This window comes from Isoptericola sp. NPDC056578, assembly GCF_042793275.1.
In the GTDB taxonomy this organism is placed as follows: domain Bacteria; phylum Actinomycetota; class Actinomycetes; order Actinomycetales; family Cellulomonadaceae; genus Isoptericola.
Genome location: NZ_JBHTVC010000052.1, coordinates 1 through 24,794 on the forward strand (window position 1 = coordinate 1; position 24,794 = coordinate 24,794).

The window sequence follows — 24,794 nt, forward strand, 5'->3', positions numbered from 1 at the left end:
GGGCGGGCCTGCGGCCCGCCCGTCGCCCGGGCGGCTAGCGCGCGATCAGCGCAAAGACGCCCCAGCCGAAGTGCGTGCGTGCCCCGGCGGCGTACTGCTGCGGCTCGGTCGCCAGCAGGCGGCGGACCTCGTCGTGCAGCTCGTCGTCCGGGTGGGCGTCGGCCCAGCGCCGCATGGTCAGCCACTGGGGCGTCATGTAGCGGTCCCAGGACTCCTCGGTCGCGCAGACCATCTCGACGACGTCGTACCCCAGGGCGCCGAACGACGCCAGGAGGTCCGGCAGCGTGAGGTAGTCGTCGGCCGACCGCACCCCGCAGGCGGCGAGGGCCTCCGGCGTGGTGGGCACCGTGCGCCAGTACGGCTCGCCGACCAGCAGCAGGCCCCCGGGTGCGAGGCTCCGTCGCAGCAGGTCGATCGTGCCGGGCACTCCGCCGCCGATCCACGTCGCGCCGACGCACGCGGCGACGTCCACGGGCTCGTCGACGACGTAGCCGGACGCGTCGGCCTCGACGAACCGGACCAGGTCGCCCACGCCGAGCTCGGCGGCGCGCGCCCTCGCGTCGGAGACGAAGTCCGGGTTGAGGTCCACGCCGAGCCCGGTGATCCGGTGGTCACGGGCCCAGGTGCTCAACAGCTCGCCCGACCCGCAGGCGAGGTCGAGCACGCGAGCCCCGGCGGGCAGCTCGAGGGCGACCCCGAGGTCGGCGAGCTGCCCCTCGGTCAGCGGGTTGTGGATCCGGTGGCGAGACTCCCGGACGGAGAAGATTCGAAGGTCGGACATGGTGATGCTCCTTGGACGGTTGCGACAGGGTTGCTCGGGTGGGAGCGGGCGGTTCCGCTCACCGACGTCGAGACCGTCATCGGGCATCAGGTCCTTCCTGGTGTCGCCCTGTCGGCCGGCGGCACAGGGCGTGGCTCCGTGCGAGCCGGTCCCGACGCTACGTCCACCACGGTGCGCGGGCCAGGGAATTCCGGGCCCGCGCCCCCTCGCGCTACCGGCCGAGCGTGGCCTCCAGCCGGTCGACGAACGCGGCCTGGGCGCTGACGAGGAGCCGCCGCGCGTCGTCGGGCCCCCACCAGGCCACCCGGTCGATCTCGGGCACCTCGATCCGCTTCCCCGACCGCGGCGGCCACTCGATCTCGACGGTGTTGCTGCGGACCTGGTCCAGGTCCGGGCCCGGCGCGGGCCACTCGCGCGCCCACGCGAGGACGCGCTTGCCAGACCTCTGGCGGACCTCGCCGAGGTCGATGTCGGTGCCGACGCCGGGGGACGACGGCGCGGGGAGCGGCAGCCCGAGCTCCTCCGCCGCCTCGCGCAGCGCGGCGGCGTGCGGCTCCTCGTCGGGTTCGAGCTCGCCCTTGAGCACCGTCCACGCGCCCTCGTCCTTGCGCGCCCAGAACGGTCCGCCCATGTGCCCGAGCAGGACCTCGAGGCCACCGTCGCCCGTGGTGCGGTAGAGCAGGAGGCCTGCGCTCGTCGTCGCCATGGTCTCAGTGTGACCCGGGGCTCCCTCGAGGGGCTCGTCCTCCCTCGACGCAGGGCGTGAGACGGAGTATCGCTTGACGTGAGACCCGGTCGCGGGTGACGATGGTGGAGGACCGGCGCCGACCACCACCAGCCTCGGACGGCGCCGGTCCACACTCCTCACCGGGCCCGGAACGCCGGACCCCCGCGCAGAGAGAGGTCGTCGATGACCCGCAGCCCGTCCCGTGATGTCCCCGTCATGCCCGGCGTGACCGCCCCCGACTACGACGTCTCGCAGCCGCTGGACCTCGACTACGTGGGCGCCTTCGCCGACGTGAAGCCGCAGGAGCGCGCCCATCAGCTCGCCGTCCGCGAGTTCGTGCAGGCGGACGTCCTGCCCGTCATCGACGGCTACTGGGAGCGCGCCGAGGTGCCGTTCGAGCTCGTGAAGAAGCTCGCTGAGCACGACTTCCTGCGCGACGGCGTCGACGTCCCCGGCCGCCCGTCGGTCTCGTTCATGGCCGAGGGCCTGGCCAGCATGGAGATGTCGCGCGGCGACGGCTCGGTCGCCACCATCTGCGGCGTCCAGGGCGGCCTCGCGCTGCGGTCGATCATCATGCACGGCTCGCCCGAGCAGATCGAGCAGTACGCCGAGCCGATGGCGCGCGGGGAGATCCTCGGCGCGTTCGCGCTCACCGAGCCCACCCACGGCTCGGACTCCGTCTCGCTGGAGACCACGGCACGCAAGGTGACCCGCGACGGGGTCGAGGGCTACGTCCTCGACGGCGAGAAGAAGTGGATCGGGTTCGGCTCCTGCGGCGACATCACCGTCGTCTGGGCCCGGCTCGTCGGCGACGACGGCGACAACCAGGTGCACGGCTTCATCGTCCCGCAGGACGCCCCGGGCTACACCGCCACCACGATCGAGGGCAAGGTCTCGCTGCGCGCCATCTGGCAGGCGCACATCGTGCTCGACGACGTGTTCGTCCCCGCTAGCGCGGCGCTGCCCGGCGCGACGTCGTTCAAGGCGACCGCCGCCGTCCTGTTCGCCACCCGCCTCGCCGTCGCCTGGTCCGCCGTCGGGCACGCCGTCGCCTGCTACGAGGCGGCCGCCGCGTACTCGACCCAGCGCATCCAGTTCGGCCGCCCGCTGGCCAAGAACCAGATGGTGCAGGAGCGGCTCACGCGCATGCTGTCCCTGGTCACGCAGATGCAGCTGCTCGTCGCGCAGATCACCCGCCTCGCCGACGCCGGCACGCTCACGGGCGAGCAGGCGTCGCTCGCGAAGTACACGACGACGCGGCAGGCCCGCGAGGTCGCGTCGATCGCCCGCGACATGCTCGGCGGCAACGGCATCCTCCTCGGCAACCGCGTCGCGCGGCACTTCGCCGACCTCGAGGCCCTGCACACCTACGAGGGCACCGAGTCGATGCAGGCGCTCATCGTCGGTCGCGACATCACGGGGGTCTCGGCCTTCGCCTGACACCCCGCGGCGTCGTCGTCCCGCAGGCCCCCGTCTCTCACCTGGAGAGACGGGGGCTTGACGCATTCCTGGGCCGCTGTCAGAGTCGGGCGCTGGAAATCGTTTTCGATGCCACGACGAGGTGGAGGTTGCGATGCGGCTCAGGCAGGTCTGCCTGACGGTGGGGGTTCTGGCGCTGTCGACGGCGGTGGCGGCGTGCGGCTCGACGACGGTGCCTGCGGCCGAGCCGGACACGTCCTCCGGCCCGCCGGTCCAGGGCCTCACGGCCTGGTCGCTCTCCGGCGGCAGCGACATCGTGCTGGAGCGGTCCTTCGAGAGCTGGAACGACGAGCACCCCGACCGGCCGTTCGAGGTGGGCTGGCTCGAGAACGACGTCTACAAGGACGAGATCCGCGCGGCCATCGATGCGGACGCGGCGCCGACGCTCGTCTACGGCTGGGCCGGGAGCGACCTCGCGGGCTACGTGGCCGACGGGGACGTCCTCGACCTCACCGGCCGGGTGGACCCCGCGCTCGACAAGGCGCTGCCCTCCGTCGCGAAGAACGGCACCGTGGACGGGCGCACCTACGCCGTCCCCGCCAACCAGACCCAGCCGGTGCTGCTCTACCACAACGCGGACGTGCTGACCCAGGCCGGGATCGAGCCGCCGGAGACGTTCGACGACCTGCTCGACGCCGTGCCCGTGCTCCGGAAGGCGGGCGTGCGGCCCGTCGCGCTGGCGGGCGGGAGCCGCTGGCCCGAGCTGATGTACCTGCAGTACCTCACCGACCGGATCGGCGGGCCCGAGGTCTTCCAGCGCGTCGTCGCGGGCGAGCCGGACGCCTGGTCCGACCCCGCCCTCGTCGAGGCGCTCCGCAAGATCCGCGCGCTCGTCGACGCGGGCGCGTTCGGCGACGACTTCACGGAGGTCACGGCGGACTCGAGCGGCGACGTCGGGATGCTCGTGTCCGGGAGCGCGGCGTTCCTGCTGCAGGGGGCGTGGATCTATCCGGACCTCGTCACCTCCATGCCCGAGCTCGTCGCCGCGGGCGGCATCGGCTTCGGCGCGTTCCCCACCGTGGAGGGCGGCGTCGGCGACCCGGACAACGTCGTCGGCAACCCCGCGAACTTCTGGTCCGTGTCCGCCTCCGCGTCGCCCGCCGACCAGCAGGCGGCGATCGACTTCCTCAACGCGGAGACCTACTCCGAGCGGGCGGTCGACACGTTCCTCACGGTCCGCACCGTGCCTCCCGTGCGGGGGATCGACGAGCGGCTCACGGACGGCGACAGCGCGGAGTACCTGCGAGCGGTGTACGAGATGGTCGACTCGGCCCCGCACTTCCAGCTCTCCTGGGACCAGGCCGTCCCGTCCGACCAGGCGGCGGCGCTGCTCGACCACCTCCACCAGGTGTTCACCGGCGAGCTGGACCCCGAAGGGTTCGTCGACGCCATGAACGACACCCTCTGAGCGGTCAGGGCTCACGGCGCACCCGGGTGCGTAGGGTCCAGGGATGACCGACGACCTGGCCCTCGCGCGCGCCCGCTGGGACGACGACCCGAGCGCGGGGGAGTGGATCCTGCCGCTCCTCGGCGAGTTCGGCCCGACCGTCGACGCGATCGTCCCACCGGTCTACGACGCGTACGCCGTCGTGCCGTTCCCCCTGGACGACGACGAGCCGGAGGAGCGCGACGTCGTGCCGGAGGGCGCCTACGATCGCCTCGCCACGCTGCTGGAGGTGCTCGGGCCGCGGGGACCGGGGGCCAGGCGGTGCACGTCGGTCTGTGGGAGGGCTGGGGCTTCCTCTACGACCACGGCGACGACCCCGCCACGGCGCCGGGGATGGCGGCGCTCTACGTGTCGGACGAGCGTCCGCGCTGGTGGCAGTGGGGTCGACAGGCGCGCGCCGGGCGGGACGAGCTGCGTCGGGCGCAGGCCGAGGCCGCGGCGGAGCTCGCCGCGATGCGTGTGGAGGGTCCGGCCGCCGCCTCGCTCGACTACCCGCACCGCTCCCGCTTCCTGTGGACCGGGCCGCTCGGGTCGGCGCTCGCCCTGCGACGGCACGACGCCCTGCCGTCGGTCGTGTGGCCCGAGGACCGGTCGTGGTTCGTCGGCATCCCGGAGTACACGCGCGAGGCGGCGCTTGGCGGCTCCGCCGAGCTGGTGGCCACCGTCCTCGACGACGCGCGTCTCGGTGCCCGCGCCGCAGCGCCGGGCACCGAGCTCGACATCGACGACTGACGGGCGGTGCCGTCAGGGTGCGACGGCGGGCGTCGTCGTCCCCGTCTCGGCCTGCTCGCGCCGGTGCACGCGCCACCAGACGAAGAACCCGGTCAGGGTGAAGACGCCGTAGAACACGTACATCAGCGCCGTGGCGTAGTACCCGGCCGACCAGAGCAGGGGTACGCCCACGACGTCGACCGCGACCCACACCAGCCAGAACTCGACCCAGCCCTTGGCCATGCCGTACGTGGCGATGAGGGAGCCCATGAAGATCCACGCGTCCGACCACACGGGCTCGTACGAGCCGAGGGCGCGGAACAACGGGGTGAGCAGCAGGGTGCCGCCCACCATGACGACGACGATCCCGACGCGTTCCCGCCAGGAGGCCCAGTGCGGGTGCACCGCGGCACCTCCGTCGGCGGGGATCCTGCCGTCGGCGCGCACGTCCAGGGCGGCGCGCTCGGTCCGGCGCCACTGCACCCAGCCGTAGATCGAGACGATGAGGAACATCACCTGCCGGCCGGCCTGGCCGAGCATGTCCGCGCGGCTCGAGTCACCGAACCACGAGCCCATGAAAACGGTGAACAGGACGAGGTTGCCGACGATGCCGACGGGCCACGCCCACACCTTGCGCCGCATGCCGCCGAGGGCGGAGGCGAGGCCGAAGCCGTTGCCGACGATCTCGCGCCACGACATGTGCTGGTCACCGATGGTCAGCGTGGCGTTGAAGAACGTGTCGATCACGTCCATCGTTCACTCTCCCGGTCCGAGGTGCGGCGTCCGGGGGTGAGGGTCGGCGCTCGCCGCGTCGGGCCCCGTGGGGCCGTCGTCGACGACACGACGCCCGGCGGCACCCACCCTGTCGGGCGCGTGCCGCACGTGCTTCCTCCCATCCGGACTTTGACCGTCGGCCCTGGAATCACACCAGGTCAGCCGGCCTCTCCCCGCGTCTGCGGGTGGAGGCCGGGTCGCGGGCTGTCACCGCCGGCTCGGAATTTCACCGACCCCGGAGCACGTACGTGCGTGTCTTTCCACCACCGGAGGTCCCGGCGGCGTCCTGCACAACTCAGGATGCCACAGCGGCATTCCCCGCCGCGGCCGTGGCCGCGGACCGTCAGCCGTCGGACGCGCAGCGGGGCTCCGTGGCGTCCGGGGCGCACATGGTGAGGGAGACGTGGTTCGTGAGCTCGCCCCGCTGTCCGTCCGCCACGAAATCGAGGGTGAGCTGTGCCGAGTACGCCGCGGGGGAGGTGCGGGTCACCTCGACGTGGACCTGGTCGGGAGGGTCCTCGTCGCAGACGGCCAGGACGTCGTGCGCGATCGCGCCGAGGCCGTTCTCGTCCAGCGTGCCCTCCGCACCACCCACGCCGTTCGACGGGTCGGCCGGCTGCCCGACCGTGAACCGCCGCACCTCCAGGCCGGAGCCGGGGTCCGGGACGACGGCGGTCACCGTGCCGCCGCTGCTGTCCCGCAGGCAGACCTCCGCGACCATGATCGTGTGGACCTCGCCGTCGTCGACGTCGGAGACGCCGATCTCGGCGAGGATCCCGTCGTCGTCGCCCCCCGGGGTGCTCACCCGAGGGGTTCCCGAGCAGCCGCCGAGGGCCGTCGCCAGGAGGGTGGCGAGGAGGGCGAAGGCCACCGCGGTGACGTGCCGTGGTGCTCGTGCCGCCATCGGTGCCCCCAGGGTCTCGTCGCCCCGGGTGCCGGGTGTCTGGAAGGTAGCGGTGCGGGGCGGTCCCGGCAAGAGGTGCCCGGGGCGGCTCAGGCCAGCGCGTCGCGGACGGCGCGTGCGACGTCGTCCGGCCCGGCCCCGGGCTCCAGCACCGTGACCACGACGCGCCGCCCGTCGCCGCCCGTCGCGACCGTCCGTGCCTCGCCCGGGCTGTCGACGGCGTCGGTGTCGGTGGCGGCGTCGACCGCCGGCGCGTCGGCCGCCGGCTCGCCGTCGCCGTGCGGGAACGGGGCGCCGGCGGCGCGTCGGAGATCGGCGAACGCCTCCTCCAGCTCGGGACGCAGGTCGAGGTGGGGGTTGCGCAGCCAGCGGCGCAGGATCGCGTTGTGCACCGCGACGACGGACGCCGCGAACGCGATCGACATCGTGGTGGTGGACCGGTCCGGCGGCAGGGTGTCGCGCAGGTAGGCGGTGAAGGCGCGCTCGTAGCGGTGCGTCGTGACCAGCTCGCGGTCGCGCAGCGCCGGCACCTGCTGCAGCAGCTGGTGCCGGGCGATCGACGTCTCGCGCTGGCCCACGTGGTGGTCGAAGACGAGCCGGGCGGCCCGGCAGACCTCGAGGTACGGGTCGGTGGTCGGGTCCCACGCCCGCTCGGGCGCGCGGCCGGACTCCTCGCTCGCCCTCGCCTCGGGGCGGGTCTCCGCGAGCATGACCACGACCTCCTCCAGGAGCAGCTCGTGGTCGGCGAAGACCACGTCCTCCTTGGAACGGAAGCGGCGGAAGAACGTCGCGCGGCTGACGCGGGCGGCGTCGGCGATCTCCTCGACGGTGGTCTGCTCGTAGCCCTGCCGGGAGAAGAGGTCGATCGCGGCGTCGACGGCCTGGGCGTGGGTGTGCGTCCGGACGGCGGTCATGCCAGGGAGATTACTCCGGGGACCCGTTCCCACCCGACGACGTCCGCCCGTCCTGCCCGTCCAGCAGCAGGCGGTAGAACCGGAAGAAGCCGAAGTCGTCGACGGGCAGCACCTCGACGCCGGCGAAGCCCGCCTCGAGGGCGTACCGGCGGAGCGTGGCGGGCCGCATGACGGTGCCCGTCGCGGCGGAGGGCCACGACGACAGGCTGTCCGGCAGGCACACGAACAGGCTGTAGCCGTACATGATCCGGTCGACGTCGTCGGCCGGCGCCCGGAACTCCTCGGCGACCGCCTCGTCCATCACCACGACGACGCCGTCGGGCCGCACCGACTCCCGGACCGCCTCCAGCACGGCGACCGGTCGCGGCATGTCGTGCAGGCACTCGAAGGCGAACGCCGCGTCGAACGGCTCGGCGGTGCGCAGCTCCGCGGCGTCGGACAGGTGGAAGGTGACGCGTTCCTCGAGCCCGCGCTGGGCCGCGGCGACCCGGGCCGCCTCCACGGACGGCCGGTCGAGGTCCACCCCGTGCAGCTCCGCCGTCGGGAACGCGCGCGCGAGCGCGAGCGTCGACCAGCCGAACCCGCACCCCACGTCGACGACACGGGCCCCGGGACGGCTCAGCACCTCGCGCACCGGCTCGACGGCCGTCAGGGCGGAGGCGAGGCGGTGCTCGAACCAGGGGCGGTTGACGTCGGCCTGCGCGCGCCGGGCGTCGTCCCCGAGCTGGTCCCACGACACCCCGCCGCCGGTGCGGTACGACCGCAGCAGGTGCGGGAGCTGGGGCCCCACGGCGCCGACGAACCGCGCCAGCGGCGCGAGGTAGGACAGCGACTCGGGGTCGGCCAGCACCTCGGCGTGCGCCTCGGGGAGCTCGAAGGTGCGGTCCGCGGACCGGGTCCCGTCGGACGACCCGGCGGGCTCATGGGCCACGAGGATCCCCGTGGCCGCCTGCTGCTCCAGCCACTCGCGGGCGTAGCGCTCGGACGTGCCGGTGGCGGCGGCCAGCTCCGCGGACGTCTGGGGTCCCGACGCGTCGAGCGCGCGGTACCAGCCGAGCGAGTCCCCGACGTACACCGCCAGGGTGTCGATCGCGCCCAGCGTCGCGCCGAACAGCCGGTCGGCGAACTCCTCCACGGCCGTCGTCTCGGCGGGTGTGGCGGTGGGTGTGGTGGTGGTCGTCCCGGTGGACCGGGTCACGTCCGACATGGCGACGCCTCCGTCCCGGGGCCCGCGCGCCGCACGGGCCGCCTCGGGGCGCCGGTCGGCCGCGGCGCCTCCCACTCGACGGTAACCGTGGGGTTCGGCCCCCGTCGATGCCTCGGGCGGGTGACTCTTCGGTCGTCCGGTCGGTCGTCCGGCTCAGCGGCGGCGGCGCCCGCGACCGTCGTCCGGCTCCCCGCGGCGGCGCTCGTCGAAGCCCGCCTCGGCGGGGCGGCGGGCCCGCTGCAGGTACCGGATCTCGCGCACCGCGACCCCGGCGGCGATGAAGAACGGGATCCACGCCCAGACCTTGCCGCGCAGCACGACCCACAGCATCGCTAGTGCGACGACGCACGCCCCGACCACGGTCCACACGCTCGCCCACCGCACCTTGCGCACGGGCCGAGGCTACCGCTGCGCCCTCCCGCGGAACACGTGCCCCCGGCATGGGTAGGGTGGCGGTCGTGACTTCCGGGACCACCACCGCGCCTGAGACCACCACCGCCCCCCGCACGACCGTCCCCGTCGTGGACGTGTACGTCGACCCGCTGTGTCCGTTCGCGTGGATCACGTCGCGCTGGGCGCTCGAGGTCGCGGAGCACCGGGACGTGGAGCTCACGTTCCGCCTGATGAGCCTGTACCTGCTGAACAAGGACCGGGACATCCCGGCGGACTACCGGGCGAGGATCGAGGCCTCGCGCGGCATCGGTCGCGTCGCCGCGGCGGTGCAGACGGAGCACGGCCCGGAGGCGTTCAGCACCTTCTACACCGCGGCCGGCACGCGCATCCACCCCGGCGGCCGCCGGGACGACCTCGACGCCGTCGCCGCTGAGGCCCTGGCCGAGGCCGGCCTGCCCGCGTCGCTCGCCGACGCCGCGTCGTCGGACGCCTACGACGCCGCCCTCGCCGTGTCGCACGAGGAGGGCATGAAGCCGGTGGGCGAGGACGTCGGCACGCCGACGATCCACGTCGACGGCGTGGCGTTCTTCGGCCCGGTCCTCACGCGCATCCCGCGCGGCGAGGACGCGCTGCGGATCTTCGACGGCGCCGTCGCGCTCGCGTCGTTCCCGGACTTCTTCGAGCTCAAGCGGTCGCGCACCAGCTCGCCGACGTTCGACTGACCTCCCCGCTCCACCCCCCACCACCTCCCTGCACCACCTCCCCGCATCACCGAGAGGCGAACCGTGACCCTCGACCTGCGTGTCTTCACCGAGCCCCAGCAGGGTGCGTCGTACGACGACCTGCTCGCCGTCGCGAAGGCGACCGAGACGCTCGGCTTCAGCGCGTTCTTCCGCTCCGACCACTACCTGACGATGGGCGGCGACGGCCTGCCGGGCCCCACCGACGCGTGGACGACGCTCGCCGGCCTGGCCCGCGACACCTCCACCGTGCGCCTCGGCACCCTCGTCACGTCGGCCACGTTCCGCCACCCCGGCGTGCTGGCGATCCAGGTGGCGCAGGTGGACCAGATGTCCGGCGGCCGCGTGGAGATCGGCCTCGGCGCCGGCTGGTTCGCGCGCGAGCACGAGGCGTACGGCATCCCGTTCCCGGCGAAGCGGTTCGGGCTCCTGGAGGAGCAGCTGGAGATCCTCACCGGCCTGTGGGGCACGCCCGTGGGTGGCTCGTACTCGTTCGACGGCGAGCACTACACGCTCGTCGACTCGCCGGCGCTGCCCAAGCCCGCCCAGGCGAAGATCCCGGTCATCGTGGGCGGCGGCGGTCCGACGCGGACTCCGGCGCTCGCCGCCCGGTTCGGCGACGAGTACAACCAGGCGTTCCCCGAGCTGGACACGGTCGCGCCGCGCATCGGCGTCATCAACGAGGCGCTGGCGGCGGCGGGCCGCACGCCGGACTCGATCGTGCAGTCCGTCGCCCTGGTGCTCGCGGTCGGCAAGGACGAGGCGGAGTTCACGCGGCGCGCGGCGGCGATCGGCCGCGAGCCGGCCGAGCTGCGCGAGCACGGCGTCGCCGGCACCGTCTCCGAGGCCGTCGACCTGCTCGGCTCCCTGCGCGACCAGGGGATCCAGCGCGTGTACCTGCAGGCGCTCGACCTGCACGACCTCGACCACCTGGACCTGGTGGCGCGCGAGGTCGCGACGCAGCTCTGAGGCCCGGCGCGAGCCTGTGACCTGCGGCGACAGTCGGTCAGGGCGACAGTCTCGCCAGCTGGACTCACCCCCGCCGAACCCGTGACAAGGGGGCGCGCCGGGGTTAGGTTCGCGACAGACGACGAGGTGACCCGCTCTCCGGAGCGGGTCACCTCGACTCGTTCAGGGCCCACGTCGCGCCCGCTGCAGGCCAGCAGGACCGTCACGACGCAGCCGTCGCACGGACGACGCCGTCCACGTTCCCCGCCGCACGACCGCGCCCGCCCGGAGGACACGCCATGTCCGTCTCCGAGTTCGACCGTCTCGTCGTCACCCCGCGCCGCACCGAGCACGTCCGGTCCCGCCCGCACGGCCCGCTCCCCGCGGAGCCGCCGCGCCCCACCGCTCCGCCGAGGGACGAGAACGCCGCCTCGCGGTCGCCGTCGCTCGCACTGATCATGCTGCTCGCGACGCTGGGCGTCGTGGCCTACGCCGTCTTCCTGCTCAACCCCGCGAACCGCGGGGACGCCCTGCCGTACGCCATGGTGATCACGGCGGAGACCGTTCTCGTCGTGCAGGCGCTCCTCGCGATGTGGACCGTGCTCTCCAGCGGCTACGACCCGCGCGGGTTCTCGTTCCACCACGCGCAGGACCGCCTGTTCGACCTGCCCGAGATCGTGCGGGACGAGGCCGAGGACGACCCCACGCGCTGGAGCCTGTACCTGCACGACAGACCCGTGACCGTCGACGTCTTCGTCACGACGTACGGCGAGAGCCTCGACACCGTCGCGCGCACGGTGCGCGCCGCCGTCGCCCTGCGCGGTCGGCACCGCACCTGGGTGCTCGACGACGGCCGCTCCGACGACGTGCGCGACCTCGCCGCCACGCTCGGCGCCCGCTACGTGCGCCGACTGTCGAGCCACGGGGCCAAGGCCGGCAACGTCAACCACGCGCTGACGATCGCCAAGGGCGACTACTTCGTCATCCTCGACGCCGACTTCGTGGCCAGGCCGGAGCTCCTGGTCGAGACGGTCCCGTTCTTCGTCTCCGACGACGTCGCCTTCGTGCAGACCCCGCAGACCTACGGGAACCTCGACAACCTCATCTCCCGCGGCGCCGGCTACATGCAGGCGGTGTTCTACCGCTTCGTGCAGCCCGGCCGGAACCGTTTCAACGCGGCGTTCTGCGTCGGCACCAACGTGGTCTTCCGCCGGGCGGCGGTCGACGACATCGGCGGCATGTACACCGACTCCAAGTCGGAGGACGTCTGGACGTCGCTGCTGCTGCACGAGCGCGGCTGGCGCACGGTCTACATCCCGACCGTCCTCGCGGTGGGCGACACCCCCGAGACCGTCGAGGCGTACACCAAGCAGCAGCTGCGCTGGGCCACCGGCGGCTTCGAGATCATGCTCCAGCGCAACCCGCTGAGCCCGCGGCGCCGGCTCACCCTCGACCAGCGCCTCCAGTACACGGTCACGGCCACGCACTACCTGTCGGGGATCGCGCCCCTCGTGCTGCTGCTGGTGCCCCCGCTGCAGATCTACCTGGACCTCACGCCGATGGACCTCGCGATCTCGCCGGGCACCTGGTTGCTGTACTACCTGGGCTTCTACGGCATGCAGATCGCGATCGCGTTCTTCACGCTCGGGTCGTTCCGGTGGGAGGTGCTGATGCTCGCGTCCGTGTCGTTCCCGATCTACACCAAGGCCCTGTGGAACGCCCTGACGGGCAAGGAGCAGGCCTGGCACGTCACGGGCCGCGCCGGCCGCGCCGACTCGCCGTTCACCTTCATGCTGCCGCAGGTGCTGTGCTTCGCGTTCCTGCTGCTGACGTCCGCCGTCGGCGTCTGGACGGAGTGGGGCGGCGACCCGCTGCCCAGCCTGGCGCTGGCCTGGAACCTCACCAACACGTTCATCCTCGGCGCGTTCGTCGTGACCGCGCTGCGCGAGTCGCACCGCGCACGCGCCGCCGCCCCGTCCGCCGGAGGTGCCGCATGACCTGGACCACCCGCCTGCGCCTGGTGGGAGGGCTGCTCGGCGTGGTGCTCCTGTGCGCCGCGCTCACCCTGGTCATGAACCGTCGCGAGTCGCAGGCCACGTCGTCGGCCGCGACCATCTCCGCGGAGACGTTCGACGTCGGCACCGACTACGCCGGGACGGTCACCGAGGCGCTCGTCGCGGAGGGCGACGAGGTGCGCGCCGGCGACCCTCTGCTGGTCGTGCGCAGCCTCACGCTGCAGCACGACCTCGCCGTCGGCCTCGTCAGCCGGGACGGCGGCGCCTACGAGGTGACCGAGGACGGCGCGATGACCGTCGTCGCGCCCGCCGACGGCGTCGTCACCGACCTCGCCGTGGCCCAGGGCGCGTTCGCGCAGTCCGGGGAGGTGCTCGCCACCGTCGAGCGCCAGGGCTCGCTGTTCGTCGACGCGAGGCTGGTGCTCGACCCGGCCGACTTCGCCCGCGTCCGCGACGGCGCCACGGTCACCGTGGTGCTGCCCAACCAGGCCGAGGTCAGCGGCGTCGTCGACTCGGTGGCCGTGCAGAACACGAAGAACCAGGCGGAGGCGACCGTGAAGGTCTCCAGCGCCGGTCTGGTGCGCGGCGCGGAGCACGGGCTCGTCGTGCCCGGCACCCCGGTCACCGCGGTGATCGACCTGCACGACGACGGCCCGCTCGCCGGGGTGGACGCCTCGTTCAGCCAGTTCCTGCGCAGGGTGGGCCTGTGACGGCGCCCGGGCGGGGCCGCTCCGGGGCGGGTGCGGGGCGCGTGGCGGCAGCGGCCGGCGGCGTGCTGGCAGCGGCCCTGGCGTTGACCGGGTGCGGAATCCTCGGCGGGCCGGCGCCCGGCGGGGAGGGCGCGGAGGCGGTCGAGGCCCCGGCGCCGGAGGAGAGCCTCGCGGCGCCCGACGTCGACGTGTCGCTGCTGCCCGAGGAGCAGGTCGCCCCGGCACCCCGGATGCGCCTGGCCGACGGCCTCGCGCCACCCACCAACCGGTGGTTCTCCAGCCTGGCGCTCGGCGACGCTCCGCAGCCCGTGTTCCCGATGCCGCTCGCGGTCGCGCTCACCGGGGGCGGGTTCGCCTACGGGCTGCCGCAGGTCCAGGTGACCGAGACCTCGATCCTCGCACCGTTCGACCCGCAGGTCGGCGCGGACGTCGGCGCCGCGTCGGCGGTGGTGTCGGCGTACGACGTCGCGTCCGTGACGGTGGAGCTGCGCGACGGCGCAGGTGCGCCTCTCGGGCATCTGCAGGTCGTGGAGGGGTCTCCCGTGCTGCGGTACACGGCGGCGACCGACCACGACGTCGCGATGACCGCGGCGTTCACCGTGGCCGACGGTCGTGCGTCGACGGAGGTCCTCGACCGCGAGCACGTCCTCGTGGGTCCCGGCGGCGCCGACGACCCCGGCGCCGGGCTCTCGGGCGACGGGCGCGTCCTCTCGCTCGCCGCGGGCGAGTCGGTCGCGTGGTTCCCGGTGCCGGACGGGGCCTCGGGGGCCGCGGTGGACACGCTGGTCGAGGCGGCCTCGCGGCCCGTGACCGAGGTGAGCGCCGCGTTCGGCGCGGGGGACGACGGCGTGAGCACCGCGCTGACGTACGCGACCGCGGACGGCGGGCCGACGGCGGTCGTCCGCATGCCGCACCAGGCGGACTCCGCGGGGGCCACCTGCGACCTGGGCACGTACGCGACCGTGCACGGCACGGTCGACGTGTGCACGGCGTCGACCCTCGGGTGGTCGAGCCCGGCGGTCGAGCCGGGCGGCCGGCTCGACCTGTCGGTCCTGGACGACGACGCGCGCGCCGAGCTCGCCGACCAGGTGCGCGCCGACGCGGCCGCCGTCGAGGCGGGGACGCTCGAGTCGCCGTCCGACACGTACTTCGGGGGCAAGGCCCTGGCCCGGGACGCCAACCTGCTCACCCTGGCCGACGGGCTCGGCCTCGAGGACGCGGCCGCCGCACTGCGGTCGGGCCTCGCGGAACGACTGCGGGAGTGGGCCGAGCCCGACGGCTGCGAGCGCCGCGCCGAGCGCTGCTTCGTGCACGACCCCGTGCTCGCGACGGTGGTCGGGAAGGTGCCCGGCTTCGGCTCGGAGGAGGCCAACGACCACCACTTCCACTACGGGTACTTCCTGTACGCGGCGGGCGTGGTGGCCGCCGACGACCCGGCGCTCGCCGCCGACCTCGCGCCGGTCCTGGACCTGCTCGCCGCGGACGTCGCGTCGGGCACGGGGGTCGGCGGCATGCCCTCGCTGCGGGTGTTCGACGTCTACGCCGGGCACTCGTGGGCGTCCGGGTACGCGCCGTTCGCCGACGGCAACAACCAGGAGTCGGTGTCCGAGGCCGTCTCGGCCTGGAACGGGCTGGCCCTGTGGGCGCAGGCGACGGGCGACTCGGAGCTCGAGGAGCAGGCGCGGTGGATGCTCGGCGCGGAGGCCGCCTCGGCGTGCGCCTACTGGACCGACTTCGACCGCGACGACCCTGCCCTGGAGGGCTTCGGTCACCAGGTGACCTCGCTCGTGTGGGGCGGCAAGCGGGACTGGGCCACGTGGTTCAGCGCCGAGCCGAGCGCGATGCTCGGGATCCTCGTGCTGCCGGCGCAGCCGGTCGCGCCCTCTCTCGCCGGGGACCCGACCCGCATCCGGGCCAACCTCGACGAGGCGCTCGCGGGACCGCGGGACGATCCCGCGTCGTGGGACGTGATGTTCGGCGACCAGCTCCTGATGTACGCCGCGCTGGCCGGTCCCGACGACGCGGCCGCGGCGCTCGCCGTCGCCCGTGACCTGCCCGACGAGCGCATCGACGACGGGAACACCCGTGCATACCTCCTGGCCTGGCTCCTGACGCACGCGTCCCGACCGCCGAGGTAGTTCGAACCTCCGCGAGGTAGTCCGAACCTCCGCGAGGTAGTTCGAACCTCCGCGAGGTAGTTCGAACCTCCGCGAGGTAGTTCGAACCTCCGCGAGGTAGTCCTGGAGCCCGCGACGTAGTCGGATCCATCGCGAGGTAGTTCTGGCCGCGACGTCCTCGAGGTCTCGAACTACCTCGGCGAGTTCTGAACTACCTCGGCGCGATCGCGACTACCTCGGGGGGTTCTCGACTACCTCGGCGCGATCGTGACCTCAACGTTGCAGACGCCTGTTGACGGGTGAAGTCCCGAGCCCTACGGTGAATCCATTCAACGCGGGGAATCGCTTTCCCGTACCGGGTCGACGACGCCGCCGTCCCGGAGGCTGACCGGGCCGACGACGTGTCCGGACATCGACGGAGATGGGACCGGGCCATGGCGCACGAGGGCACACGCGCGGACGCCGCGACCGCGGCGCGCACCGTGGCCTACGCCGACGGCGGCGCCCGGCTCGATCGGTGGTTCGGCTGGGTCGACACGCTGGCGTTCCTGGGCCTGCTCAACCTCCTCGTGCTCGCGGGCACCCTGGCCGGGGGAGCGGTGCTCGGCGTCGCGCCCGCGCTGGCGGCGGCGACCGTCGTCAGCCGCACGCGGCTGCGGGGCGACACCCAGCGCGCCGTGCGCGTCTTCGTCCGCACCTGGGTCTCCGGCTTCGGCCGCGCCAACCTCCTCGCGGCGCCGGGCCTGCTGGCCCTCGCGCTCACCGGCACGAGCCTGCTCCTGCTCGACGACGCGCCCACGGTGCTGCGCGTCGCGCTCGCCGTCGTCGCCGGCCTCGGCGTGGTCCACCTGCTGCTCTCCCTGACGATGGACGCCCACTACGACCTGCGCCGCGGCGACGTGCCGCGCCTGGCCTGGGCGTTCCTGCTGCGCGCCCCCGGAGCGCCCCTCCTGCTCGCGGCGACGACGGCGCTGGTCGGGGTCGTCACCGCGTTCGTGCCCGGACTCCTGCCCGTCGTCTCGATCGGCGCGTGGGCGTACCTGTGCACGGCCCTCTGCCTGTCCTTCTACGCCGCCAACGACCGTCGCCTCGGCGACCCGGCGGCGACCCTCCCCCTCGACGAGTGAACGACGACGTGCACTCCGACGAAAGGAACAGCATGCGCACACGACGGCTGGCCCCCCTGGCCCTTCTCGCGGTCGGGAGCCTCGCGCTCTCGGCCTGCGGCAGCGGCGGCTCCGGCGACGGCGGCGACGGTGGTGGCGGCGAGGCGCTCGACTCGCTGTCCATCATGGCGCCGTACTTCTCGACGACGCCGCCGGAGGACGACGACCCGGTGGGTGTGAAGCTCTCCGAGCTGGCGGGCCTGGACCTCGACATGCAGTGGGTGCCCAACGCGGAGTACGGCGACCGCACCAACGTGGTGCTGGCCGGCGACGAGATCCCCGACGTCATGGTGATCCAGCAGAAGAGCCAGGGCTTCGTGCAGACGGCCGAGGCCGGCGGCTTCTGGGACCTCACCGAGCACCTGGCCTCGGGCGACTACCCGAACCTCGTCACGGAGAACCCGGACGTCCAGGAGGCGTCGAGCGTCAACGGCAAGGTCTACGGCGTGTACCGGGCCCGCGACGTCGTGCGCACGTCCATCACGATCCGCAAGGACTGGCTGAAGAACCTCGGCCTCGAGGAGCCCACGAACACCGACGAGCTCATGGCGCTCGCCAAGGCGTTCACCGAGGACGACCCCGACGGCAACGGCAAGGACGACACCTACGGGATGATCATCCCCGCCTGGGGCGCGTCGATCGGCACGGGCAGCCCGTACGACGCGATCGAGACCTGGTTCGGCGCGGGCAACGTCTGGAAGGAGGACGGCGGCCAGCTCGTCCCGTCGTTCACCACCCCGGAGTGGAAGCAGGCGCTGGAGTACGAGAAGCAGCTCATCGAGAACGGCTACGTCAACAAGGACTACGCCACGCGGGACGGCTCCACGCAGTGGAACGAGCCGTTCGTCAACGGCAAGGGCGGCATCATCATCGACGTCCAGTCGCGCGCCTCCCAGCTCGCGGGCCTGTTCAAGGAGGCGGACCCGAAGACGTACGACCAGTTCGTCGCGCTCCAGGGCAACATCGCCGGCCCGAACGGCGACTTCGCGCTCCCGACGCCCGGCTACAGCGGCTTCCTCGCGGTCCCGAAGGCGTCGGTGCAGACGGAGGACCAGCTCGAGCAGGTGCTCACCGCGCTGGACAAGCTGGCCGCCAAGGACGCGCAGATCCTCGAGAACAACGGCATCGAGGGCGACAACTTCACGGTCGACGGCGAGTTCGCCGTCTTCGACACGTCGAAGCAGGACTACACGGACCTCGTCTCGGGCTCGTGGGCGCAGATCGGCACGAACATCGCCGGCTACGAGGCGTACAAGGCCAAGCCCGAGACGGAGTTCGACGCCGAGCTCGAGCAGGAGCGCATCGACCTGCAGGCCAAGGACCTCGAGAGGGCCGTCTTCAACCCGGGGGCGGCGCTCGTCTCCGAGACCTACATGACCAACGGCGTGCAGCTCGACCAGGTCATCGCCGACGCCCGCATCCAGTACATCAGCGGGCAGATCGACGAGGCGGGCCTCGACGCCGCGATCGCGCAGTGGAAGTCCAGCGGCGGCGACGCCGTGACCGCCGAGATGAACGAGCTCTACGGCCAGCTCGGCTGATCCCCTCCCGGCGCGGGGCCGGCCCGTCGGCCCGCCCCCGAGGGCCCTGCGGCCCGGCCCCGCGCCCCGTCCGAGAAGGAGGCTGCGATGACCGCCGTCGTCGACGTCGAGCAGGCCGGCACCCCGGTGCCCGCCGCCCCTCCCGCGCCCCGCCGGCCGCACCGCGGCTGGGCTCGGGTGGTGCGCTACCGGTGGCTGCTGGTGATGCTGCTGCCGGGCATCCTGTACTTCCTGCTGTTCCGCATCTGGCCGATGTGGGGCGCGCAGATCGCGTTCAAGAACTACGTGCCGTTCCTGGGGATCCAGGGCTCCGAGTGGGTGGGCTGGCACCACTTCCAGGAGTTCTTCTCCAACCCCGACTTCCCGCGGCTGCTGGGCAACACGCTGATCCTGGCGGCGCTGAGCCTGTTCGTCGCGTTCCCGCTGACCATCGTGCTGGCGCTGCTGCTCAACGAGGTGCGGCTGTCGGTGCTCAAGCGCACGGTGCAGACGCTGGTCTACATCCCGCACTTCCTGTCCTGGACCGTGGTCGTGTCGCTGACCGCGCTGCTGTTCGCGATCGGCACGGGCCCGCTGTCGTCCTTCCTGGACGGGCTCACCGGCACCGAGACGAACTACCTCGCGGACCCGGACTGGTTCCGGCCGCTGATCCTGCTGCAGACCGTCTGGAAGTCCACCGGCTGGGGCACGATCATCTTCCTCGCCGCCCTGGCCAGTGTGGACCAGGAGCAGTACGAGGCCGCCGTCATCGACGGCGCGGGCCGCTGGCAGCGCACCTGGCACATCACCCTGCCCGCGATCCGCCCGACGATCATCGTCATGCTCATCCTGCAGACCGGGGAGATCCTCAACACCGGCTTCGAGCAGATCTACCTGATGTCCAACGCGCTCAACCGCACCGTCGCGGACGTGTTCGACACGTACGTGTACTTCACCGGCATCCAGCAGGGCGCGTACTCCTACTCCACCGCGGTGGGCCTGTCGAAGGCGATCGTCGGGCTGGTGCTGATCTTCGGCACCAACTGGCTCGCCAAGCGCTTCAACCAGCAGGGGATCTTCTGATGGCCACGACCGAGACCGTTGTCCCCGCGCCCGCGCCCGTGCCGACGCCCCGCGCCCGGCGGGCCTCGAAGCCGTCCACCCAGCACCAGCGGTTCAACACCCGCGCGGGGCGGGCGTTCGACGTCGTCAACGTGGTGCTGCTCGTCGCCGTCGGGCTGCTCGCGCTGCTGCCGTTCCTGTACGTGCTCGCGGGCTCGTTCGCGACCGAGCTCGAGATCACCACGCGCCCGTTCTTCCTGTGGCCGCGCGAGTTCACGACCGACTCCTACGCCTCGATCCTGTCCTCGGACGCGTTCGTGCGCGCCTTCGTCACCACCGTGCTCGTCACGCTGGTCGGCACGCTCGTCCAGCTCGCCCTGACGGCGCTGATGGCCTACCCGCTGTCGAAGGTCGACCTGCCCGGGCGGCGCACCATCATGACCGTCGTCGTGTTCACGATGGTGTTCTCCGCGGGCATGATCCCCACGTTCCTCGTGGTCAAGGAGCTCGGCCTGCTCGACTCCTACTGGGCGCTGATCCTGCCCGCGGCGATCAACCCCTTCAGCCTCATCATCATCAAGAACTTCTTCCAGCAGCTGCCGCAGGAGCTGGAGGAGTCCGCGAAGATCGACGGCGCCCACGAGCTGCAGATCCTGCGGCACGTGGTGGTCCCGCTGTCCAAGCCGGTGCTCGCGACGTTCGCCCTGTTCTACGCGGTGGGGATCTGGAACGACTACATGTCCCCGCTGCTGTACCTGAACGACCAGGACATGTGGACCCTGCAGATGTTCCTGCGGCAGGTCACCGCGTCGGCGTCGATGTCCGCGCAGGACATGGGCACCGAGCTGCCCCCGCCCGCCCAGGGCATCAAGTTCGCGGTGGTCATCGTGGCCACCATCCCCGTGCTGCTGGCCTACCCGTTCCTCCAGAAGCACTTCGCCAAGGGAATGCTCATCGGGAGCGTGAAGGGCTGACATGACCATCCACCTCGCGGGCGACTCGACCGTCGCCCCCACCGACCACGGCCGCACCTCCGGGTACGCCGCGATCCCCCTGCTGGGCTGGGGCGACGAGCTCGCCCCATTCACCGGCGACGTCGTCCGCAACCACGCGATCGGCGGCGCCACCACGGCGTCGTTCCGGGCCGAGGGGCGCTGGGACGCGCTGCTCGCCGAGCTGCGCCCCGGCGACACGGTGGTGATCCAGTTCGGCCACAACGACCAGAAGCAGCCGGACGAGCTCGCCGCCGAGGGCGGGTACACCGACCGGCTCGCGCAGTTCGTGGCGGAGGCGCGCGCGAACGGGGGGCGGCCGGTGCTGGCCACGAGCGTCGAGCGCCGCCTCTACGACGGCGACGGCCCCGACGCGCCGCTGCGCTGGTCGCACGGGCCCTACCCCGCGGCGGTGCGGACGCTCGGGCACGAGCTCGACGTGCCGGTGCTCGACCTCACGGCGTTCACGCGCTGGCTGTACGGGTGGCTGGGTCGCGACGCCTCGGCCGCGCTGTTCCCGCACGGCGCGGCCGCGGCGGACGGGCTTCCCGTCGACGACGCGCTGAGCAAGGACAACACCCACTTCACGACGGCGGGGGCGCGCGCCGTCGCCCGTTACGTGGGCGAGGCGCTGGCGTCGCTCGACGGGGTGCACGACGCCGAGGAGCCGCTCGGGGCGTGGGTGATGCAGCCGTGACGGCGCCCGTCGCCGGCCAGCACGTCACGGTGGCGGGGACCTACCGCAACGCCCTGGCCGACCCCGCCGACCTCGCCGGGTGGGTGGCGGAGGGCCCGGTCGGCGTCGAGCACGGCGACGACGGCCTGGTGCTGCGCAGCACGGCGGACGAGGCCGCGCTGGTGGCCGACGGCCGCGGGGACCACGCGCACGTCACCTACTGGTGCCCGGAGGTCTTCGCGGCGGACGTCGAGATCTCCTGGGACTTCCGCCCGTTGGCCGGCGACGGCCTGGCGATGCTGTTCTTCGCCGCCACGGGCACCGACGGCCGCGACCTCTTCGACCCGTCGCTGGCCGAGCGCACCGGGTTCTACCCGCAGTACCACTCGGGCGACGTGTCGACGCTCCACGTGAGCTACCTGCGCCGCAAGTGGGCGTCCGAGAAGCGGTTCCGCACCTGCAACCTGCGCAAGAGCCCCGGCTTCCGCCTCGTCGCGCAGGGGGCCGACCCGCTGCCGGGCCCCGACGACGCCGACGGCCCCTACCGGGTGCGCGTGACCAAGCGCGGCGCCGACGTCGCCTTCGCGATCGACGACCTCACCCTCTTCACGTTCCACGACGACGCGCCGCTGGGCGCCGGCCGGATCGGCTTCCGGCAGATGGCCCCGCTCGTCGCCCACTACCGCAACCTCGAGGTGACCCCGCTGTCATGACCACCGCTACCGCCGTCCACACCGCCGACCCCGCCGACGCCCCGCGGGCGGTCGACGTCCCGCTGCGCTGGCTCGACGACGTCGCGCCGGACCTCACGGTCGGGGGCGTCACCTGCGGCGTCCCGTTCCGCCCGGGCGCGGTGCGCGACGCCGCGGCGCTCGCCGTCGTCGACGCCTGGGACCGCACCGTCCCGGCGCAGACGTGGCCGCTCGCGACGTGGCCCGACGGCAGCGTGAAGTGGTCGGGCGTCGCGCTCGGGGCGGCGACGCCGCCCAGCGCGTCGTACCGCGTGGTCGCCGCCGAACCGGGGGACGCGCAGGACGGCACCGGGCCCGTCGTCAAGGTGACGGAGCAGGCCGACGAGGTCGTCGTGGACACCGGCGCGTGCACGGTGGTCGTGGGGCGTTCCGGGCCGGACGTCGTCCGGTCCGTGCGGGTACGGGGCGCGGAGGTGGCCCGCGCGGGGCGGCTGGTGTCCAGCCGCCAGGACCGGCCGGAGCCCGACCACCGGGCGCGGCGCGAGTCGGTGGGCGTGGTGCGCGACGTCGTCGTGGAGCAGGCCGGCCCGGTGCGCGCCGTCGTGCGGGTGACGGGCGTGCACCGCGACGTCGACCGCGCCCACGAGGACGGCGCGCCCGCCTGGCTGCCGTTCACGCTGCGGCTGGTGCTCGCGGCCGGGGCGCCGACGTTCCGGCTGGTGCACTCGTTCGTGTGGGACGGCGACCCCGAGCGCGACTTCCTGTCGTCCCTCGGCCTGCGCTTCGACGTCCCGCTGCGTGCCGCGCCCTACGACCGGCACGTGCGCCTCACGGGGGCGGACGGCGGGCTGGTGCGCGAGGCGGTGCAGGGGATCACCGGGCTGCGCCGGGACCCGGGCGAAGAGGTGCGCGCCGCCCAGGTGGCGGGCCGCGCCACGCCGCCGCTCGCCGAGTGGGACGAGAGCGTCTCCGGGCGCCTGCGGTGGGTGCCGACCTGGGAGGCCTGGTCGCTGCGCCAGCTCTCCGCCCACGGCTTCACCGTGCACAAGCGCACCGCCACCGACCGGCCGTGGATCGACGTCGCGCAGGGCACCCGGTCCGAGGGCCTGGGCTACCTGGGGGACACCGGCGGCGGCCTGGCCGTGGGGCTCACCGGGTTCTGGCAGTCGCACCCCACCGGGATCGACGTCGAGCGCGCGACCTCCGACGTCGGCTCCCTCACGACCTGGCTCTGGTCGCCCGACGCCGCGCCGATGGACCTGCGCTTCTACCACGACGGCCTCGGCCAGGACACGTACGACGACCAGCTCGACGCCCTCGAGATCACCTACGAGGACTACGAGCCGGGGTTCGGGAACGCGCACGGCATCGGCCGCACGCACGAGCTCACCGTCACCGCGTTCGCCTCCACGCCCGACGCCGACGCGCTGGCCCGCCTCGCCGCGGGCACCGCGGCCCGGCCCCAGCTCGTGCCCGCCCCCGAGGCGCTGCACGCCGCGCGCGTGCTCGGCGACTGGGACCTCGTCGACCGGGGCACCCCCGAGCGGGCGGCGCTGGAGGACCGGCTCGCCACGATGCTCGACTTCTACGTCGGACAGGTGGACCAGCGGTCCTGGTACGGGTTCTGGAGCTACGGCGACGTCATGCACGCCTACGACCCCGACCGGCACGTGTGGCGCTACGACGTGGGCGGCTACGCCTGGGACAACTCCGAGCTGTCGCCGGACCTGTGGCTGTGGACGTCGTTCCTGCGCACGGGCAGGGCCGACGTCTTCCGGCTCGCCGAGCGCATGACCCGGCACACGGGGGACGTGGACGTCTACCACGCGGGCCCCTGGCAGGGGCTGGGCAGCCGGCACAACGTGCAGCACTGGGGGTGCAGCGCCAAGCAGGTGCGCATCTCGACGCCGGCCTACCGGCGGCCGCACTACTTCCTCACGGGTGACGAGCACACGCGCGACCTGATGCTTGAGCTGCGCGACTCCGACCGGAACTTCCTCGGGCTCGACCCGACGCGCAAGGTGCGGCCCGACGCCGCGACCTACCGTCCGCGGCCGGAGGCGCTCGCCGTCGGGCTCGGCACGGACTGGAGCGCCCTGGCCGCCACCTGGCTCGCGGACTGGGAGACCACGGGGAACGAGCGGTCGCGCGACCGGCTGGTCGGCACCATGACCGACATCGGCGCGCTGAGGCACGGCTTCTTCACCGGCGAGGCGCTGTACGACCTGGCCGCCGGCCGGTTCGCCACCGACCGCGACCGGGTGACCGTGTCGCACCTGTCCGCGGTCTTCGGGCTCGTGGAGATCTGCTCGGAGCTCGTGTCGCTGGTCGACGCGGGCCTCGTCGACGCGCCGGGCTTCAAGGAGGCATGGCTGCAGTACTGCCGCCTGTACCTCGCGACGCCGGCGGAGCAGGAGGCCGAGCTCGGCGTCGCGCCGTCGGGCACGAACCTCGAGCAGGCGCACTCGCGCCTCGCCGCGTACGCCGCGGCGCGGCTCGGTGACGACGCCCTGGCCGACGTCGCGTGGCGCGCCTACTTCCGGGGCGGGGAGTTCATGGGGGAGGAGGCCTTCCACCCCGTTCCGGTGCTGCCGCCCGAGACCCTGGTGCGGATCGACGAGGCACGGACGCTGTCCACGAACGACGCCGCCCAGTGCAGCCTCGCCACGATCCAGAACCTCGCGCTCGTCGGCCACCGCCTCCCGCCGAGGTAGTCCACCTCCTGCCGAGGTAGCTCCGGTCCCGCCGAGGTAGCTCCTGTCCCGCCGAGGTTGTTTGTGGAAACGTGTGAAGAACAAACAAGGCGGGGGGGGGAAAAA

General features: G+C 73.1%; 22 protein-coding genes and 1 riboswitch. Of the genes, 15 read left to right on the top strand and 7 right to left on the bottom strand.

Annotated elements, in window-relative coordinates:
- Positions 1 to 34: 34 nt before the first annotated feature.
- Together ACFQ80_RS17380 and ACFQ80_RS17385 are read right to left on the bottom strand one after the other, a co-directional pair.
- Positions 35 to 781 (bottom strand): SAM-dependent methyltransferase, encoded by a 747-nt coding sequence (locus tag ACFQ80_RS17380; RefSeq protein WP_430564518.1) that lies wholly within the window; start codon positions 779 to 781, stop codon positions 35 to 37.
- Positions 782 to 992: 211 nt separating this feature from the next.
- Positions 993 to 1,487, bottom strand: a complete 495-nt coding sequence (locus tag ACFQ80_RS17385; protein ID WP_430564519.1) for an NUDIX domain-containing protein — start codon at positions 1,485 to 1,487, stop codon at positions 993 to 995.
- A gap of 204 nt (positions 1,488 to 1,691) precedes the next feature.
- Here ACFQ80_RS17385 and ACFQ80_RS17390 point away from each other — a divergent pair, with 204 nt between their 5' ends.
- The 3 genes from ACFQ80_RS17390 to ACFQ80_RS17400 all read left to right on the top strand — a co-directional run bounded on the left by ACFQ80_RS17390 (position 1,692) and on the right by ACFQ80_RS17400 (position 5,166).
- Complete coding sequence (locus ACFQ80_RS17390; protein ID WP_430564520.1) at positions 1,692 to 2,948, top strand: acyl-CoA dehydrogenase family protein; 1,257 nt, start codon at positions 1,692 to 1,694, stop codon at positions 2,946 to 2,948.
- Positions 2,949 to 3,081: 133 nt separating this feature from the next.
- Complete coding sequence (locus tag ACFQ80_RS17395; protein WP_430564521.1) at positions 3,082 to 4,395, top strand: extracellular solute-binding protein; 1,314 nt, start codon at positions 3,082 to 3,084, stop codon at positions 4,393 to 4,395.
- 300 nt (positions 4,396 to 4,695) lie between these two features.
- Positions 4,696 to 5,166, top strand: coding sequence for a hypothetical protein (locus ACFQ80_RS17400; protein ID WP_430564522.1), 471 nt, complete (start codon positions 4,696 to 4,698; stop codon positions 5,164 to 5,166).
- Positions 5,167 to 5,178: 12 nt separating this feature from the next.
- Here ACFQ80_RS17400 and pnuC read toward each other — a convergent pair whose 3' ends face one another.
- From pnuC to ACFQ80_RS17425, 5 genes are all read right to left on the bottom strand, one after another.
- Positions 5,179 to 5,898: a nicotinamide riboside transporter PnuC gene (gene pnuC, locus ACFQ80_RS17405; RefSeq protein WP_430564523.1), complete on the bottom strand. Its 720-nt coding sequence runs from the start codon at positions 5,896 to 5,898 to the stop codon at positions 5,179 to 5,181.
- A 125-nt stretch (positions 5,899 to 6,023) separates the two neighbouring features.
- Positions 6,024 to 6,167, bottom strand: a riboswitch (FMN riboswitch).
- Between the two features lie 95 nt (positions 6,168 to 6,262).
- Positions 6,263 to 6,823, bottom strand: a complete 561-nt coding sequence (locus tag ACFQ80_RS17410) for a hypothetical protein (protein ID WP_430564524.1) — start codon at positions 6,821 to 6,823, stop codon at positions 6,263 to 6,265.
- Between the two features lie 89 nt (positions 6,824 to 6,912).
- Entirely contained in the window at positions 6,913 to 7,737 is an 825-nt protein-coding gene (locus ACFQ80_RS17415; protein ID WP_430564525.1) for a TetR family transcriptional regulator, read from the bottom strand.
- 10 nt (positions 7,738 to 7,747) lie between these two features.
- A complete protein-coding gene (locus tag ACFQ80_RS17420) occupies positions 7,748 to 8,944 on the bottom strand; it encodes a class I SAM-dependent methyltransferase (RefSeq protein ID WP_430564526.1) in 1,197 nt (398 codons plus the stop codon).
- Positions 8,945 to 9,097: 153 nt separating this feature from the next.
- Positions 9,098 to 9,337: a hypothetical protein gene (locus tag ACFQ80_RS17425; RefSeq protein ID WP_430564527.1), complete on the bottom strand. Its 240-nt coding sequence runs from the start codon at positions 9,335 to 9,337 to the stop codon at positions 9,098 to 9,100.
- A gap of 47 nt (positions 9,338 to 9,384) precedes the next feature.
- Here ACFQ80_RS17425 and ACFQ80_RS17430 point away from each other — a divergent pair, with 47 nt between their 5' ends.
- The 12 genes from ACFQ80_RS17430 to ACFQ80_RS17485 all read left to right on the top strand — a co-directional run bounded on the left by ACFQ80_RS17430 (position 9,385) and on the right by ACFQ80_RS17485 (position 24,689).
- The gene (locus ACFQ80_RS17430) at positions 9,385 to 10,059 is read left to right on the top strand and encodes a disulfide bond formation protein DsbA (RefSeq protein ID WP_430564528.1); all 675 of its coding nucleotides are present in this window, start codon (positions 9,385 to 9,387) and stop codon (positions 10,057 to 10,059) included.
- 63 nt (positions 10,060 to 10,122) lie between these two features.
- Positions 10,123 to 11,046 carry an LLM class F420-dependent oxidoreductase gene (locus tag ACFQ80_RS17435; RefSeq protein ID WP_430551342.1) on the top strand — a complete coding sequence of 308 codons (924 nt, stop codon included), beginning with the start codon at positions 10,123 to 10,125 and terminating at the stop codon, positions 11,044 to 11,046.
- A 278-nt stretch (positions 11,047 to 11,324) separates the two neighbouring features.
- Complete coding sequence (locus ACFQ80_RS17440; protein WP_430564529.1) at positions 11,325 to 13,022, top strand: glycosyltransferase; 1,698 nt, start codon at positions 11,325 to 11,327, stop codon at positions 13,020 to 13,022.
- Complete coding sequence (locus ACFQ80_RS17445) at positions 13,019 to 13,750, top strand: HlyD family efflux transporter periplasmic adaptor subunit (protein WP_430564530.1); 732 nt, start codon at positions 13,019 to 13,021, stop codon at positions 13,748 to 13,750. Before ACFQ80_RS17440 ends, ACFQ80_RS17445 begins: the two co-directional genes overlap by 4 nt.
- Positions 13,747 to 15,888: a glycosyl hydrolase gene (locus tag ACFQ80_RS17450; RefSeq protein WP_430564531.1), complete on the top strand. Its 2,142-nt coding sequence runs from the start codon at positions 13,747 to 13,749 to the stop codon at positions 15,886 to 15,888. The genes ACFQ80_RS17445 and ACFQ80_RS17450 overlap by 4 nt, the downstream gene beginning before the upstream one ends.
- A 413-nt stretch (positions 15,889 to 16,301) precedes the next feature.
- Complete coding sequence (locus ACFQ80_RS17455) at positions 16,302 to 16,994, top strand: DUF624 domain-containing protein (RefSeq protein WP_430564532.1); 693 nt, start codon at positions 16,302 to 16,304, stop codon at positions 16,992 to 16,994.
- Positions 16,995 to 17,026: 32 nt separating this feature from the next.
- A complete protein-coding gene (locus tag ACFQ80_RS17460; protein ID WP_430564533.1) occupies positions 17,027 to 18,574 on the top strand; it encodes an extracellular solute-binding protein in 1,548 nt (515 codons plus the stop codon).
- A gap of 87 nt (positions 18,575 to 18,661) precedes the next feature.
- Entirely contained in the window at positions 18,662 to 19,636 is a 975-nt protein-coding gene (locus tag ACFQ80_RS17465; protein WP_430551336.1) for an ABC transporter permease, read from the top strand.
- Positions 19,636 to 20,589 (top strand): carbohydrate ABC transporter permease, encoded by a 954-nt coding sequence (locus tag ACFQ80_RS17470; protein ID WP_430564534.1) that lies wholly within the window; start codon positions 19,636 to 19,638, stop codon positions 20,587 to 20,589. The genes ACFQ80_RS17465 and ACFQ80_RS17470 overlap by 1 nt, the downstream gene beginning before the upstream one ends.
- Before the next feature lies 1 nt (position 20,590).
- A complete protein-coding gene (locus ACFQ80_RS17475) occupies positions 20,591 to 21,304 on the top strand; it encodes a rhamnogalacturonan acetylesterase (RefSeq protein ID WP_430564535.1) in 714 nt (237 codons plus the stop codon).
- Positions 21,286 to 21,996, top strand: a complete 711-nt coding sequence (locus ACFQ80_RS17480; RefSeq protein WP_430564536.1) for a DUF1961 family protein — start codon at positions 21,286 to 21,288, stop codon at positions 21,994 to 21,996. The genes ACFQ80_RS17475 and ACFQ80_RS17480 overlap by 19 nt, the downstream gene beginning before the upstream one ends.
- Complete coding sequence (locus ACFQ80_RS17485) at positions 21,993 to 24,689, top strand: Tat pathway signal sequence domain protein (RefSeq protein WP_430564537.1); 2,697 nt, start codon at positions 21,993 to 21,995, stop codon at positions 24,687 to 24,689. The genes ACFQ80_RS17480 and ACFQ80_RS17485 overlap by 4 nt, the downstream gene beginning before the upstream one ends.
- Positions 24,690 to 24,794: the final 105 nt, after the last annotated feature.

Bases quoted from the DNA above. Each gene is read 5' to 3' on its own strand.
- ACFQ80_RS17380 (WP_430564518.1), bottom strand. From the start codon at position 781: ATGTCCGACCTTCGAATCTTCTCCGTCCGGGAGTCTCGCCACCGGATC.
- ACFQ80_RS17465 (WP_430551336.1), top strand. From the start codon at position 18,662: ATGACCGCCGTCGTCGACGTCGAGCAGGCCGGCACCCCGGTGCCCGCC.
- ACFQ80_RS17475 (WP_430564535.1), top strand. From the start codon at position 20,591: ATGACCATCCACCTCGCGGGCGACTCGACCGTCGCCCCCACCGACCAC.
- ACFQ80_RS17485 (WP_430564537.1), top strand. From the start codon at position 21,993: ATGACCACCGCTACCGCCGTCCACACCGCCGACCCCGCCGACGCCCCG.
- ACFQ80_RS17445 (WP_430564530.1), top strand. From the start codon at position 13,019: ATGACCTGGACCACCCGCCTGCGCCTGGTGGGAGGGCTGCTCGGCGTG.
- ACFQ80_RS17385 (WP_430564519.1), bottom strand. From the start codon at position 1,487: ATGGCGACGACGAGCGCAGGCCTCCTGCTCTACCGCACCACGGGCGAC.
- ACFQ80_RS17440 (WP_430564529.1), top strand. From the start codon at position 11,325: ATGTCCGTCTCCGAGTTCGACCGTCTCGTCGTCACCCCGCGCCGCACC.
- ACFQ80_RS17455 (WP_430564532.1), top strand. From the start codon at position 16,302: ATGGCGCACGAGGGCACACGCGCGGACGCCGCGACCGCGGCGCGCACC.
- ACFQ80_RS17395 (WP_430564521.1), top strand. From the start codon at position 3,082: ATGCGGCTCAGGCAGGTCTGCCTGACGGTGGGGGTTCTGGCGCTGTCG.
- ACFQ80_RS17430 (WP_430564528.1), top strand. From the start codon at position 9,385: ATGGGTAGGGTGGCGGTCGTGACTTCCGGGACCACCACCGCGCCTGAG.
- ACFQ80_RS17410 (WP_430564524.1), bottom strand. From the start codon at position 6,823: ATGGCGGCACGAGCACCACGGCACGTCACCGCGGTGGCCTTCGCCCTC.
- pnuC (WP_430564523.1), bottom strand. From the start codon at position 5,898: ATGGACGTGATCGACACGTTCTTCAACGCCACGCTGACCATCGGTGAC.
- ACFQ80_RS17470 (WP_430564534.1), top strand. From the start codon at position 19,636: ATGGCCACGACCGAGACCGTTGTCCCCGCGCCCGCGCCCGTGCCGACG.
- ACFQ80_RS17390 (WP_430564520.1), top strand. From the start codon at position 1,692: ATGACCCGCAGCCCGTCCCGTGATGTCCCCGTCATGCCCGGCGTGACC.
- ACFQ80_RS17460 (WP_430564533.1), top strand. From the start codon at position 17,027: ATGCGCACACGACGGCTGGCCCCCCTGGCCCTTCTCGCGGTCGGGAGC.
- ACFQ80_RS17420 (WP_430564526.1), bottom strand. From the start codon at position 8,944: ATGTCGGACGTGACCCGGTCCACCGGGACGACCACCACCACACCCACC.
- ACFQ80_RS17415 (WP_430564525.1), bottom strand. From the start codon at position 7,737: ATGACCGCCGTCCGGACGCACACCCACGCCCAGGCCGTCGACGCCGCG.